General features: G+C 70.0%; 14 protein-coding genes. 7 read left to right on the forward strand and 7 right to left on the reverse strand.

What is annotated here, in order from left to right; all coding sequences use genetic code 11:
* Positions 1 to 43: 43 nt before the first annotated feature.
* The 5 genes from RYH79_RS01875 to RYH79_RS01895 all read left to right on the forward strand — a co-directional run bounded on the left by RYH79_RS01875 (position 44) and on the right by RYH79_RS01895 (position 4,158).
* On the forward strand, positions 44 to 307 hold the full coding sequence (locus RYH79_RS01875) for a glutaredoxin family protein (protein WP_370895667.1): 264 nt from the start codon (positions 44 to 46) through the stop codon (positions 305 to 307).
* Positions 308 to 309: 2 nt separating this feature from the next.
* Positions 310 to 816: a redoxin domain-containing protein gene (locus RYH79_RS01880; RefSeq protein WP_370895669.1), complete on the forward strand. Its 507-nt coding sequence runs from the start codon at positions 310 to 312 to the stop codon at positions 814 to 816.
* A 75-nt stretch (positions 817 to 891) separates the two neighbouring features.
* Positions 892 to 1,638, forward strand: coding sequence for a peptidoglycan DD-metalloendopeptidase family protein (locus RYH79_RS01885; RefSeq protein ID WP_370895671.1), 747 nt, complete (start codon positions 892 to 894; stop codon positions 1,636 to 1,638).
* A 54-nt stretch (positions 1,639 to 1,692) separates the two neighbouring features.
* On the forward strand, positions 1,693 to 2,277 hold the full coding sequence (locus RYH79_RS01890) for an L-threonylcarbamoyladenylate synthase (RefSeq protein WP_370895673.1): 585 nt from the start codon (positions 1,693 to 1,695) through the stop codon (positions 2,275 to 2,277).
* Positions 2,278 to 2,355: 78 nt separating this feature from the next.
* A complete protein-coding gene (locus tag RYH79_RS01895) occupies positions 2,356 to 4,158 on the forward strand; it encodes a peroxidase family protein (protein ID WP_370895675.1) in 1,803 nt (600 codons plus the stop codon).
* Positions 4,159 to 4,164: 6 nt separating this feature from the next.
* Here RYH79_RS01895 and RYH79_RS01900 read toward each other — a convergent pair whose 3' ends face one another.
* Positions 4,165 to 4,926, reverse strand: a complete 762-nt coding sequence (locus RYH79_RS01900; protein ID WP_370895677.1) for a hypothetical protein — start codon at positions 4,924 to 4,926, stop codon at positions 4,165 to 4,167.
* Positions 4,927 to 4,989: 63 nt separating this feature from the next.
* Between RYH79_RS01900 and RYH79_RS01905 the strand changes: the two genes are divergently transcribed.
* Complete coding sequence (locus RYH79_RS01905; RefSeq protein WP_370895679.1) at positions 4,990 to 6,888, forward strand: DUF2070 family protein; 1,899 nt, start codon at positions 4,990 to 4,992, stop codon at positions 6,886 to 6,888.
* Positions 6,889 to 6,937: 49 nt separating this feature from the next.
* Here the strand turns inward: RYH79_RS01905 and RYH79_RS01910 are convergent, their stop codons facing one another.
* The gene (locus RYH79_RS01910) at positions 6,938 to 7,900 is read right to left on the reverse strand and encodes a cation diffusion facilitator family transporter (protein ID WP_370895681.1); all 963 of its coding nucleotides are present in this window, start codon (positions 7,898 to 7,900) and stop codon (positions 6,938 to 6,940) included.
* Positions 7,901 to 7,991: 91 nt separating this feature from the next.
* Here RYH79_RS01910 and RYH79_RS01915 point away from each other — a divergent pair, with 91 nt between their 5' ends.
* Positions 7,992 to 8,504 (forward strand): metallophosphoesterase, encoded by a 513-nt coding sequence (locus tag RYH79_RS01915; RefSeq protein ID WP_370895683.1) that lies wholly within the window; start codon positions 7,992 to 7,994, stop codon positions 8,502 to 8,504.
* 106 nt (positions 8,505 to 8,610) lie between these two features.
* Here RYH79_RS01915 and RYH79_RS01920 read toward each other — a convergent pair whose 3' ends face one another.
* From RYH79_RS01920 to pepF, 5 genes are all read right to left on the reverse strand, one after another.
* The gene (locus RYH79_RS01920) at positions 8,611 to 9,252 is read right to left on the reverse strand and encodes an ArsR/SmtB family transcription factor (protein ID WP_370895685.1); all 642 of its coding nucleotides are present in this window, start codon (positions 9,250 to 9,252) and stop codon (positions 8,611 to 8,613) included.
* A gap of 57 nt (positions 9,253 to 9,309) precedes the next feature.
* Entirely contained in the window at positions 9,310 to 9,690 is a 381-nt protein-coding gene (locus RYH79_RS01925; protein ID WP_370895687.1) for a DUF5811 family protein, read from the reverse strand.
* A 59-nt stretch (positions 9,691 to 9,749) separates the two neighbouring features.
* Positions 9,750 to 10,298: a pyruvoyl-dependent arginine decarboxylase gene (locus RYH79_RS01930; RefSeq protein ID WP_370895689.1), complete on the reverse strand. Its 549-nt coding sequence runs from the start codon at positions 10,296 to 10,298 to the stop codon at positions 9,750 to 9,752.
* A gap of 54 nt (positions 10,299 to 10,352) precedes the next feature.
* Positions 10,353 to 11,582 (reverse strand): proteasome-activating nucleotidase Pan2, encoded by a 1,230-nt coding sequence (gene pan2 / locus RYH79_RS01935; protein ID WP_370895691.1) that lies wholly within the window; start codon positions 11,580 to 11,582, stop codon positions 10,353 to 10,355.
* 103 nt (positions 11,583 to 11,685) lie between these two features.
* Entirely contained in the window at positions 11,686 to 13,491 is a 1,806-nt protein-coding gene (gene pepF / locus RYH79_RS01940) for an oligoendopeptidase F (protein WP_370895693.1), read from the reverse strand.
* Between the last annotated feature and the right edge of the window lie 5 nt (positions 13,492 to 13,496).

Raw genomic sequence — 13,496 nt, forward strand, 5'->3', positions numbered from 1 at the left:
CGCGGGCGAAGACGTTACGCCTGCGCCCGCCGTACGGAGGGTGATGCCAGCCGACGACCAGATCACCCTGTACCGACTCCAGGCGTGCCCGTTCTGTGAGCGTGTCGTCCGTGCGTTGGACGAACACGGGGTCGCCTACGAGTCGCGGTTCGTCGAACCGATGCACTCCGAGCGCGACGCCGTCGCCCGTCTGACCGGCAAGCGGACCGTCCCGGCGATCGTCGACCCGACGACCGGCGTGACGATGTCGGAGTCCGCCAACATCGTCGACTACGTCGAGGCGACGTACGACGACGGGGGTGCGTGACCGTGGTGGAGTTCGACGTGGTCGACCTCCCGACGACGGACCACCCGACGGTCGGCGACGAGGCGCCCGACTTCACCCGCCCGCTCGTGAACGAAGAGTACTGGGCGGACGCCAGCCTCTCGGAACTGGCCGCCGACGGCCCGGTCGCGCTCGTGTTCTACACCATGGACGGCGCCTTCCCGGCGACGTACATGTGGAACGAGATCCGCGACCGGGAGTGGGGCGACCGCGTCGAGGTGGTCGGCGTCTCCGTCTCCACTCCGTACGCCCACAGCCGACTGATCGAGGAACGCGGGATGGACTACCGACTGTTCTCCGACCCGACCGCCGAGCTCGCGGACACGTACGGCGTCGCCCACGAGCTCGACGGGATGACCGGCGTCACGGAACACCGACCGGCGGTGTTCCTGATCGACGAGGACCGCACCGTCCAGTACGCCTGGGTCGCCGGCGAGTGGCCGGAGTTCCCGGACTACGACGAGGTAGAGGCCGCGGTCGCCGAGCTGTGACCTGTCGGGAGAACGGAAGATGATCCCGGCCTGAGAAAATTTTAAGAACTATCGGGATAGTCCCGTGTCTGGGGAATGAATCTCAGCTCGACACGACGGACGTTCCTGAAGACGGCGGCGACGACGGCGGCCGTCGGCGCGGGAACGGCCGGGGCGGCGACGGCGGCGAAGAGCTACGACTACCTCGACCCGGTGTTCACCACGGCCGACCTCAGCGTCCGCGAGGGCCCGGGGACGAGCTACGCGCGGAAGGCGGTCGCGGACGAGCGGACCGGCGGTCGGGTGTACGAGGGGCCGGAGTCGGCAGACGGCTACAACTGGTGGCGAGTCGACTTCTCCGGCGACGCCGACAACGGCCCGGTGACGGGCTGGGTGGCCGAGAACTGGCTGTCGGCGGCCGACTTCGCGTGCCCGATGACGGGGACGGTGACGGACACCTACTGGGCCTGCCGGCCGTTGGACGGCTGCACCCGCTACCACCGCGCCGTCGACATCGCCAACGGCGGCGGCACTCCGATCACGGCCGCGGCCGGCGGCACCGCCGAACACCGCTACGACGACGGGGGGTACGGCAACTGGCTGCTGATCTACCACGGCAACGGCTGGAAGACCGGCTACGGTCACCTCCAGTCGTTCGCCGTCGCGGACGGCGGGACCGTCTCCCGGGGCGAGACGGTGGCGTACGAGGGGTCGACCGGTTCCGGCTCCGGCCCACACCTGGACTTCCAGGTGTGGGACCCGAACTGGTCGAAACGCCGTTGTTACTACGACGACGGGGAGTCCGTCGTCGAAGGGACCGGCGTCCCGCGGGCGTTCTTCTGAGCCGGGGCACCGTGGCCCGTCACACACTTGTCGCCGGCCCGTCGAGGCCCGGGCGTGAGCCAGATCGACGCGGCCGCGGCCGCCGTCCGCGACGGTGACGCGGTCGTCTACCCGACGGAGACGGTGTACGGGCTGGGTGCCGACGCGACGGACCCCGAGGCGGTCCGCCGCGTGTTCGAACTGAAGGGGCGCGACCGGTCGAAGCCGTTGTCGGCCGCGTTCCCGGACGTCGAGACCGCGCTCGCGGCCGTCGAGGCCGGCGAGCGCGCCCGGGCACTGATGGAGGCGTTCCTCCCCGGACCGGTGACGGTGGTCGTCCGGCGCGGGCCGTCGTTTCCGGACGTGTTGACGGCCGGAAGCGACCGCGTCGGTGTCCGCGTCCCGGCCAACGACGCCGCCCGCGAACTGGCCGCCCGCGCCGGCCGTCCCGTGACGGCGACCAGCGCCAACCGCTCTGGCACCGGGAGCGTCCGAGACCCGGCGGAGCTGGCCCCGGAGCTCCGCGACGCCGTCGCGGTCGTCGCCGACGAGGGACCGACCCCCGGCGGGGAGAGCACCGTCGTCGACCCGGAGCGCCGGGAGGTGCTCCGTGCCGGCGCCGACGCCGACGAGATTCGCGCCTGGCTGTCGGAAGACTGACGCTATAGGTCCCGTAACGACCTCTGTGTGAACCAGTGCCATAGATTCAAGTGTTGCCGCTTCTCGCACTCACACGCCATGGCGAGCCACACACACTTGACGGGGCGTGTCGTCCAGCCGCCGACCGGGCCGGTCGCGGGCGTCACGGTGGAACTGGTCGTCGACAGCGAGACGGTTGCGAGCGACGAGACGGACGACGACGGGGGGTTCACGCTCCACGTCGACGAGGCGCCGACGATGGAGTCGACACTGGTCGTCGACGACAGGATCGAGGAGTCGGTGACGGTCGCGGACGACGGCGGCACGGTGGACCCGGTCGTGCTGCCCCCGGACGGCGACGCGGGGCCGTCTCACCACGGACACCGACCCTCTCCGGGGGCGATGAAGCTGATGACGGCGTCGTACGCGGACGACGTGAGCGGCGGCATCCACGGCAGCGTCGAGCAGCGTGGACTGACGGAGACCCCCCGGCGGCCGGCGGCGTCCGGGCTCGGTCGGTTCGAGCGACTGTTCGACTTCCTGCCGGCGGCGACCCACGACGTAGCGTTCTTGGAGGCGCTGGGCGGTCCGAACGGACCGATGAACCTCGGCGACGAGGAACGGCCGGAGCGACGCGACTTCCCGCCGGCGGGGTACGTGTTCTACGGTCAGTTCATCGACCACGACGTGACCTTGGACACGACCTCCAGTCTCGACCGCCAGGTCGACCCGGCCGCCCTCCGGAACTTCCGGACCCCCGGACTCGACTTGGACAACGTGTACGGCGCCGGCCGCGAGGTCGACCGTCACCTCTACCAGAACGGTGACCCGGGCGCCGCACAGAACGACGAACACAAGCTCCTCGTCGGCCCGGACACGGACGGCACCCTCGCGGACCTCCCGCGCAACGCCCAGGGGGTGGCACTGATCGGCGACCCACGCAACGACGAGAACCAGATCCTCTCACAGCTCCACGTCTCGATGCTGGGCGCTCACAACCGGATCGTCGACCGGCTGGCCGACGAACGTGCCGGCGAGTCGGCGGCGTCGCTGGAGGAGGCCAGCCAACTCCTCCGGTGGCACCACCAGTACCTCGTCGTGAACGACTTCCTCCCGCGGGTGTGCCAGGAGACGGTGCTGGACGACGTGTTGGAGAACGGCCGGGAGTTGTTCACCGTCCCCGACGGGGAGCAGCGGTACGTTCCCGTCGAGTTCGCCGGCGCGGCGTACCGCTACGGCCACAGCCGGATCGAGGAGACGTACCGACTCAACGAGGGGCTCGAGGCCGATCTGTTCCAGGGTGAGCCACACCTCCGTGGGGGCCGCCGACTCCAGGGCGACCGCCGGATCGACTGGTCGTACTTCTTCGACCTGGAGGGGACCCAGTTCGAGGGGGCGGCGGACGACGAGGACCTCCAACGTGTGGCCCCCATCGACCGACGGCTGCCGGAGAGTCTGCTCCGCCTGCCGATGTTCGCCGACGAGGGGGCGGTCGCGTCGCTGGCGACCCGTAACCTCCTGCGGGGTCGTCGGCTGGGGCTCCCGTCCGGCCAGGCGGCCGCGCGGGCGGTGGACGCCGAGGTGTTCACCGCCGACGACCTCGGGTACGACGACGACGTCGCGGCCGTCAGACGGGAGTCCGGCGTCGAGCCGGGCGACCCGGAGACGCCGTTGTGGTACTACGTGCTCGCGGAGGCGGAGGTGGCCAACGGCGGCGCCCGGCTCGGCCCGGTCGGCAGCCGGATCGTCGCCGAGACGCTGCTGGGGCTGGTCGACGAGAGCCGGGCCTCCTACCGCACCGTGCAACCGAACTGGACGCCTGCCCACGTCGACGAGCTCCCGTTCGACGAGGAGATGGGGGTGGGTGAACTGTTGGCGTTCGGCGCGGACGCTCGGTGCTGAGCCGACTCACGGCCGGAGCCGGCTCCAGAGACTCTCGGTCTCGACGCCACACTCCTCGCGGTAGTCACAGGGTCCACACCGTGGGGAGTCGCGGAGCCGCGGCGGCGGGCCGTCGATTCCGCGGGTCGTCCGGAGCGCCCGGCGGTAGGCGGCCGTCCGGCGGACGCTCAGCCTGACGCTCCGGACGACCGCGTGTGCGGGGTACTCCACGAGCGCCAACGGCACCTCCCGTTCGCGCTGCCAGGCCAACGCCTTCGCGGCCGCGACCGCCCGGACGCTCTGTGGCTCCCACACACCCGTCTCGTGTGGCGCCCCCGGAGAGACAATCACCGGGACCGGCGGCGGATCACCGTCGCCGACCCCGGGCAACAGCTTGTGGGCGACCCCGTGACAGTCCTTGCCGGCGAGGTAGACGTCCCGCTCCGGCGGCGCCGACAGCGCCGCCCAGTCCGGTCGCTCCGCGAGACCGGCGAGTCGGTCTCGGTACTCCGCCGGCGGGACGGCGACGGGAGCCGCCGTCAGGTCCGTCTCCGAGTCGCGTAGTTCCGGGTAACGGTACGCCAGTTCCTGGACCGACCGGACGGACGCCGGGACGCTCCGGTCGTCGTCGCGGCGGGCGTAGTAACACTGTCGTGGACAGTAACAGGCGCGGGCGAGATCCGAAAACGGGACCAGGTCGCTGTCGGTCGACTCTGCCCCGGCGGTCGTCGTCTCGTCGGTCGGGTGTGTCGGCGTGTCGGACACGGCTGTGGCCACTGGTCGCTCCATCGCACTTCAACGTCGGGCACGGACCGCGGCGCTTTTTGTAGCCGGCGGATGAGTCGGGTGACGATGACGTCCTCACAGAGCAACCTGGCGGGGCTGTCTCGGTTCGTGTTCCGGGCCCCGTCCTGGTACCGGAGCGTCGCGATAGCGCTCCTGCTGGCGGCAGCCGCGGGGGTCGCGGCCTTCGCCAGCCCGGACGCCGGGCAGGTGTGGCGCGGTGTCCTGTTCGTCGGACGGGACGCGTGGCAGGGGGTGTTCTTCGTCGGCATCCCGACGGTCGTCGCCGGCCTCGGGACGGCCTGGGTCGACAGGGTCGTCGGCGGCCAGCTCACCCGCGACCGGTCGATGCTGTTGGCACTGGCCTGTGAGGTGGTGCTCGTCGCGGTGCTGGCGTTGGCCGGGGTGGCAGTGTACCTCACGCCGCTCCAACAGCAGTTCGTGTTCGACACGCTGGTCGTGGCGCTGGCGTCCGTGTTCGCCCTCCGCCTGCTCGTGATCGCCGCCGTCTCCCGGTCGTCGCTGACGCTGTCGGCCGTCCCGGCGAGCATCCAGACGCTGGCCTCTGCGGTCCTGTTGTTCGTCTACAGCGGAACACTCCGGGCGATCGAACTGGGCGTGCCGCTCCAACGAGCGTACGTCACGACGTACCTCTCGCGGGCCGACGAGGCACCCCCGGAGCTGTCGGTGATCTCGCCGGAGCACTTCCTCCTGTTGGGGGTGACGTGTGTGCTGTACGCCGGCGCGGTGTACGGCTTCCTCTACGTCGTCGACCGGCCCTGGCGGGAGTCGCTCGGCGTGTCCGTCCTGGACTTCATCCAGGGGTTCGTCGGCCACATCGCGGACGGCAGCCGCGAACTGGAGACGTTCTTCGAGCAGATGGGCGAGGAAGCGGTCGTCCCGGTGACGGTGTTGTCCGTCCGGCGACCGGACGGGACGGAGACCGCCCGGTGGGTGTTGCCGATGATCCACCCCGGACCGATGGGGGAGATCGGCGGCGGCAACCTCCCCGTCCGGGTGGCCGAGGAGACGGACGGACTGGGGTTCCCGCCACACGCCACCGCCGGCCACGACTTCAACCTCGTCACGGAACGCGAGGTGGATCGACTGTTGGACGCCGCCGAGCGGGCCGGGCGCAAACTGGAGTTCACCGACCGCGCCACCCCGAGCGTCCGGACGGCCGCCGGCGAGGCGTCGATCCTCGGCCAGGCGTTCGGCGACGACGCGCTCATGACCGCCACGTTCGCCCCGGGGTTCGCCGACGACGTGGAGTACGCCGTCGGACTGTCGGCCGCCGCCGAGGCCCGCACGAACGGGTTGGACGACGTGATGCTCGCGGACGCCCACAACTCCAACAACGGGCTGGAGGGACCGGACCTGGGTCACGTCACCCCGGGGTCCACCCGGTCGTTCGACATGATGGCCGCCGCCGGCGACGCCGGCGACCGACTGGCGACGGCGCCGCGGTCGGAGTTGGCCGTCGGCGTCGGGCACGTCGAGACGGAGTGGGAGCCGGAGCAGGGTGTCGGTCCGTTGGGCGTCCGCACGATGGTGACGGAGGTGAGCGACCAACGGACGGCGTACGTCCTCGTCGACGGCAACAACATGGAGCCGGGCCTGCGCGGCGAGATCGTCGACGCCCTCGACGACTTCGACGAGGTGGAGGTGTTGACGACGGACACCCACGTCGTCAACACCGTAGAGGCGGAGAATCAGGTGGGCGACGTCCTGCCGTGGGCGGACGTGATCGAGGCGGTCCGACGGGCCACGGACGACGCCGTCGCGGACCTGGCCCCGGCCGAGGTCGGGATAGCGACGGAACACGCGGAGGTGACCGTGTTCGGCAACGACCGCACGGAGACGCTGGCGAGCCACGCCAACGCCGCCGTCCAGATGGGCGGCGCCCTGGCGGCGGTCGTCGTCTTGGCGTCGCTCGCGGTGTCTGCGCTGTTGTTCTTCCTGGCGTGAGTCACACCGACGTGGCCGCGACTCTCGTCGCCGTCGACGCGAGTCACGCTCACGTCTCGGCTTCGATGTAGACGGTCGACACCCGGTCGTCGACACCCTTCAGGTCCGCCTCCATCGCCTCGATCCGGGCGTCGATCTCGTCGGCGTCCAGCGTCGGGTCGAAGCTCACGTCGGCGGCGACGAGCGCCGTCGCCGGCCCGACGAACATCGACCGGAGGCCGTCGACGCCGACGACGCCGTCGTGGTCGGTCGCGACCGCTCGGAGCCGGTCCTCGTCGCTGCTCGACAGCGACTCCCCCAACAGGAGCCGTTTGTTCTCCCAGGCCAGCGCCAGTGCGAACGTCATCAGCAGGGCACCGATCAGGAGCGCCGTGACGGCGTCGTAGATCTCGTTGCCGGTGTAGTGGGAGGCGATCACCCCGACGAGCGCGATGGCGGCCCCGCCCAGCGCGACCGCGTCTTCCGTGTACGCCGTGAGCGTCGTCACGTCGCTCGTCTCCCGGAACGCCTCCCGGATCCCGCTCCAGCCGTACTCGTCGATCTGGCTGCGCAGTTCCCCGCTCGCCTTCCGGAAGGCGTACGACTCGAACGCGATTGCGGCGACCAACACCCCGACGCTCAGCTGGAACGTCGACAACGGCACGAGCGCGGTGAAGTCCACGCCGGCGATCACGACGTCGCTGGCGCCGCCGCCGTGGCCCTCGGCGGTGACCGCCTCGTAGCCGTGTTTCAGCGACTCCCACCCGGCGATGCCGAACAGGAGCACGGACACCAGGAACGAGTAGAAGAACTGTGCCTTCCCGTAGCCGAACGGGTGTGACCGGGTCGCCGACCGCTCGGAGTACCGAATCCCGATCAGGAGGAACACTTGGTTGCCCGTGTCCGACACGGAGTGGTACGCCTCTGACAGCATCGAAGGGCTCCCCGACGCGAGAAACGCGAAGAACTTCAGCACCGCGATAGCGCCGTTCGCAACGAGTGCCGCGATCACGACGGATCTGCTTCCGGCCATCGTGCCGCCCGACGGCGCCCCCAGTGATAAAAGTAGGCGCCGACGGGTGGGGACCGTCGGATTCACGTCGCTGCCGACACGACTCCCGGTCGTGTTAGTCGCGGTCTCGGACACGCACGGGCGGGCGGAGCACAGACTGGCCGGTCGCACCCGCGAGGCGGTCGCGGCCGCAGACGCCGTGATCCACGCCGGCGACTTCTACACCGGCGACGTGCTCGCCGCCTTCGAGTCCGCCGCCGACCGGCTGTACGGCGTCGTCGGCAACAACGACGACGCGACCGTCCGGAACCGCCTCCCGGAGAGTCGGGTCGTCGGCTACGAGGGCGTGACCTTCGCCGTCCGCCACCGCGCCCGCTCGTCGACCGCGCTGTCGTTGTTCGGCCGCGAGCACGACGCCGACGCCGTCGTCTACGGTCACAGCCACGACCCCGGAGTGGAGACGACCGACGACCTCGTCTTGGTCAACCCCGGCAGCCACGCCCAGCCCCGCGGCAACCGACAGTCACACGCGGAGTTCGAGCCCCGACCCGGAGGCGGGCTGGACGGCCGACTCGTCACTGTCGAGGGAGAGACGTTCGCGGAGTTCACGATCGAGAACGACTGAGACCGGGGGAACGGGGGCGTGACGCTTGGAGGGCCGTGCCCCGGGGACCGTAACGTCCCGTACGTGTCACCGACACAAGTAGCCACGGAAGACTCAAACGACCGTTTCAGCGTCGCCGCCGCGCCAACGCCGCGACGCTCGTCGCCGCGACGAGCGCCACCACGCCGCCGAGGAACAACAACACCCCGGGGGAGCTGCTTAGGCTGTCGAGCAGCGTCGGCCCGGCGTCGACGGCACCGTCGGCCGCCTCCGTCGAGGCCGCAGAGATGGCGTAATCCCCGGCGTCGCCCGTCCCCGCCAGGTCCGGCGCGAACGGGCCGTCGAGCAGCCACTCGGCGGCAGCCGCCACGACCGCCAACGGCGCGAGCCCGCCCAGCAGTCGCTTCAGTGCGCCCCGGAGCCCGCTCGTCTCCTCCTCGCGGCCGGCGACGACCACCAACGCCCGGTCGGCCGGGCCGTACACCGTCATCTCGCGGCCCTTCTCCGAGTACACCGTGTCGGCCTCGTGGACGAGCCCGGCGTCGTCTAAGCTGTCGAGGTGGTACTGGACGTTCTGGAGCGTGGTGTCGACCCGGTCGGCGAGTTCACTCGCAGTCGCGGGCTCTTCGTGGAGAGCGGTGAGGATGCTGCGGGCCGTGTCGGCCGACAGCGCCGACAACACCGCGTCGGCGTCGTCGCCGTCCACGCCGACCACGCGCGGCTCCTCGGGTGCGTCGTGGTCGCGCCGTTCGGGAAACAGGTCGGCCATCGCCGACACGTCCCGGCGCGGGCGTCGTAAGTCTTCAGGTACGTCTCGGGGCGTGCGTCACCGACCCGTCGGCTCGATCTCGTCGCCGACGGCGTTCATCACCTGGACGGCCGCGCTCGCGGCGAGCCCCCGCGCGACCTCCTCGCGGTCCTCGTCGTCCAGCCCGGCGGTCAGCTCCTCGATGCTCGGCGAGAAGCCGGCGCTGACGGCGCGACCCACCGGCGGGCGGACGGCGACGGTCGCCTGCGGACCGTCGTGGCCGTAGCCGAGCTCCGACCCGACCGTGTAGCCGTCCGGGAGGTACGACTCCGTTCGAGTGACGATGTTGGCGACCGCCTCCCGGAGGGCGTTCTTCTGGTCGGTCGTGAGCTCTACTTCCTCCAGCTGTCCGGCGTCGACGACGCCTGGCTGCCCCGCGTAGGGGTTGTTGCCGTTCATCGAGAGTCGTCTCCGTTACGAGAGGCCCGCAGTTAAGAGCGTCGCCCCCTGCGAACGGATCACACGCTTCGGTCGCCGCCGCCACGGGGCGGTCCGCCGATGCGCTCGGTGGTCCCGTAGGCGGCGACGACGACTGCTGCGACGTGGGCGTCGGCCGCGCGCGCCGCGGGTGCCAGCAGCGTCTCCCGGTCCGGCAGCGTCCAGTCGCGCAGCCCAGCACCGGCGTCCAGCCCACGACGGAGCCGTTCGCGGACGGCCGCCGTCGTCTCCCCGGTCGCCTCGTAGAACAGCCCCGGCCCCGGCCCGGTCGCCCACCCCAGCCCGGCGACGAGGTCGGGGTCGTCAGCCGGCGCGACCGGACGCGCGGCCGCTCCGTCGGCGGTCCCCGTCGGCGGCGCCGCCGTCTCCGCGAGCACGGTCGTCAGCCGGCCGCCTGCAGGCCCCAGGTCCGGGACGCTGTCGACGACCCGGACGTGGCTGTCGGCCGGCAGGACGGACGACACCGTCACGAGGTTGTAGTCGGCGACGCCGGCGCCGGCGAGCGCGGCGTCGAACGCCGAGAGTTCGGTCGGTCCGCGGCCGAGGCCGGCCGCGACGTTGACCTCCATACACGGAGGCGACCGCAGAGAGGAAAGTGGCTGTCGGTCGGAGCGCGTCCCGCCTCAGTACTGGTACGGTCGCAGCTGGTCCGCCAGCGCCCCCTCCTCGTCGTCTTCCACCTTGTCGCGGGCGTCCTCGAAGTCCTGGCGACGCACCTCCGAACGACTGTCGCGGATGGCGAACATCCCCGCCTCCGTCGTGAGCGCGTTGAGGTCCGCCCCGGAGTAGTCGTCCAGCTCGGCCGCGATGTCCGCGAACCCGACGTCGTCCGCGACGCTCATGTCGCGGGTGTGGATCTCCAGGATCTTCTCGCGACCCTCGGGGCCCGGCTTGGGCACCTCGATGAGCCGGTCGAACCGACCCGGCCGGAGAATCGCCTCGTCCAACATGTCGAACCGGTTGGTGGCGGCGATGATCCGCACCTCGCCGCGGTCCTCGAACCCGTCCATCTCCGACAGCAGCTGCATCATCGTCCGTTGGACCTCGGCGTCGCCGGAGGTCTTCGAGTCCGTCCGCTTGGCGGCGACGGCGTCGATCTCGTCGATGAAGATGACTGCCGGCTCGCGTTCGGCGGCGAGTTCGAACAGGTCACGCACGAGCCGTGCGCCCTCGCCGATGAACTTCCGGACGAGCTCGGAGCCGGCCATCTTGATGAACGTGGCGTCCGTCTCGTTGGCGACCGCCTTGGCCAGCATCGTCTTCCCCGTCCCCGGCGGGCCGTGGAGGAGCACACCGCTCGGCGGCTCCACGCCCACTTCGCGGAACTGGTCGGCGTTGACCAACGGGTCCTCGACGGCCTCGCGCACCTCGCGGACCTGCTCGTCGATCCCGCCGATATCGTCGTACACCACTTCGGGAGAGCCGTCGACTTCCATCGCCTGAGCACGAGCGTCCGTCTCGTCGTCCAGCACCGTCTGGATAGAGAAGGAGTCGTTGATGGCGACGCGGTCGCCGGCCTCGAGGTTGTCGGCCCGCTCTGCCGACACTTCCGTCAGCACCTCCTGGTTGTTGCCGTGTTGTTTGATGACGACACCGTCGTCCGTCAGCTCCTCGACCGTGGCGACGTACAACGACGAGGTCTTCAGCGCCTCGTTGCGACGCTTCAGTTCGTCTACCTCCTCGCGGAGGCCGTTCCGCCGAGACTCTGCGTCCTCCAGACGGTCGTCCAGTTCCTCGTTCACCTGGACGATCCGAGCGAAGTGCTTCTGCATCGCGTCGAGCCGTTCCTGGTCGCTCATCTCCGGATCCAGATCCAGACGAGGGCGCTCCGGGAGAGAAGGGCTCCGTGACATTGTGATACACCCCTACTTCGGTGCCGTTCTTAATGGGGCTTTGGGTCTCGTGACCTTTTTCTTTCTCGACCCCGTCACGGAACACTCTCGGCTCGACCGACCGTCACTCCAGGCCGAGGAGCGCGGCCGCCCGGTCGAGGAAGTCGTCGTAGACGCCGATCGCCGACTCCACCGGCTCCGCGGTCGTCAGGTCGACGCCGGCCGTCTGGAGAATCTCCAACGGGTACGCGCTGCCGCCGGCCTCCAGGGCCCGCCGGTAGTCGGCCGCGGCCGACTCCCCGTCTTCCCGGATCGACTCCACGATGGCCGCCGCGGCGGAGATCCCGGTCGCGTACTGGTAGACGTAGAAGTCGTAGTAGAAGTGCGGGATCCGCATCCACTCCCGCCGGATCAGGTCGTCGACGTTCACCGCGTCCGTCGCGTAGAACGTCTCTTTCACCTCGCCGTACAGTTCGTCGAACGCGTCCGGCGTCAACGGCCGGCCCGCCTCCGCGTGTTCGTGGATCCGTTGCTCGAAGTCCGCGAACATCGTCTGCCTGAACAACGTCGACCGGAACCGTTCGAGGTACTGGTCGATGGCGTGTGCTCGCAGTTCGTCGTCGTCGACGTTCTCCAACAGGTGGTGGGTCAGCAACGTCTCGTTGACCGTCGAGGCCACCTCCGCGACGAAGATCTCGTAGTTGGCGTCGTGCCACGGCTGGGCGTCGTTGGCCAGCTCCGAGTGCATCGAGTGACCCAGTTCGTGTGCCAGCGTGTACAGCGAGGACACGTCGTCCTGGTAGTTCATCATGATGAACGGCTGGCTGTCGTACGTCCCCGCGGAGTAGGCGCCGGAGCGCTTCCCACGGTTCTCGTACACGTCCACCCACCGCGACTCCAGCCCCTCCGCCATCCGCGACTGGTACGCCTCACCCAGCGGCGCGACGGCGTCGACGACGAGTTCCTTCGCGCGGTCGTACGGAATCTCCGGGCTCTCGTCGCCCGTCAGCGACATGTACACGTCCCAGCTCTCGACGGTGTCGACGCCCAGGGCCTCCCGTTTCAGCTCCGCGTGCCGGCCGAGCGTGTCTGCGTTTTCTGTCACCGTGTCGACGAGCGTGTCGTACACCTCGACGGGGACGTTCGGCCCGTCCAGCGCCGCCGCCCGCGCGGAGTCGTACCCCCGGGCGTCGGCGGTCTTCACGTGGGTCTTGACCGCCTTCGACAGCGTCGTCCCGACGGTGTTGCGGACCGTCCCCCACTCCTCGTAGAACGACTCGTGGACGTCCTGGCGGAACGCACGGTCGGGCTTCTGGAGCAGCGTCGTGAAGTTGCTCTGTGAGATCTCGACGGGCTCGCCGTCCGGCCCGTCGACGGTCGGGAACTCCATGTCCGCGTTCGTCAGCATCTGGTACGTCTCGCTCGCGGCGTCCAACACCTCGCTCAGCTCCGACAGCAGCTCCTCTACCTCCGTCGAGCGAGTGTGTTCTCGTTGTCGCCGCACGTCGTCGAAGTAGTGTTCGTACTCCGCCAGCGCCGGCTCCTCGTCGACGAACGCCGCCAGCGTGTCGTCGGCCATCGCCTGCAGCTCCGGCTCCAGGAAGCTGACCGTGCTCGACAGCTCCGCCCTCATCGACTGGGCCTTCGCCGTCATCGCCTGGTACTCCTGGTTGCGGGTGTCCTCGTTGGACCGCAGCTGGGCGTACTGGGCGACACGGGCGGCGTCCCGCGAGACGGACTCGTACGTCTGTAGCAGCTCTCGCAGCGTCGCGGCGCTCTCGTCGACTCGCCCCTCGTAGGCGGCGAGATCGTTGAACCGCTCCTGGACGGACGCCAGCGTCTCCTCCCAGACCTCGTCGTCTTCGAACAACGACTCGATACTCCACTTGAACTCCTCGTCGATCTCCGAGCGTTCGGGGACGCTACTCATACACG

The organism is Halobaculum sp. MBLA0143 (genome assembly GCF_041361465.1).
GTDB lineage: Archaea > Halobacteriota > Halobacteria > Halobacteriales > Haloferacaceae > JAHENP01.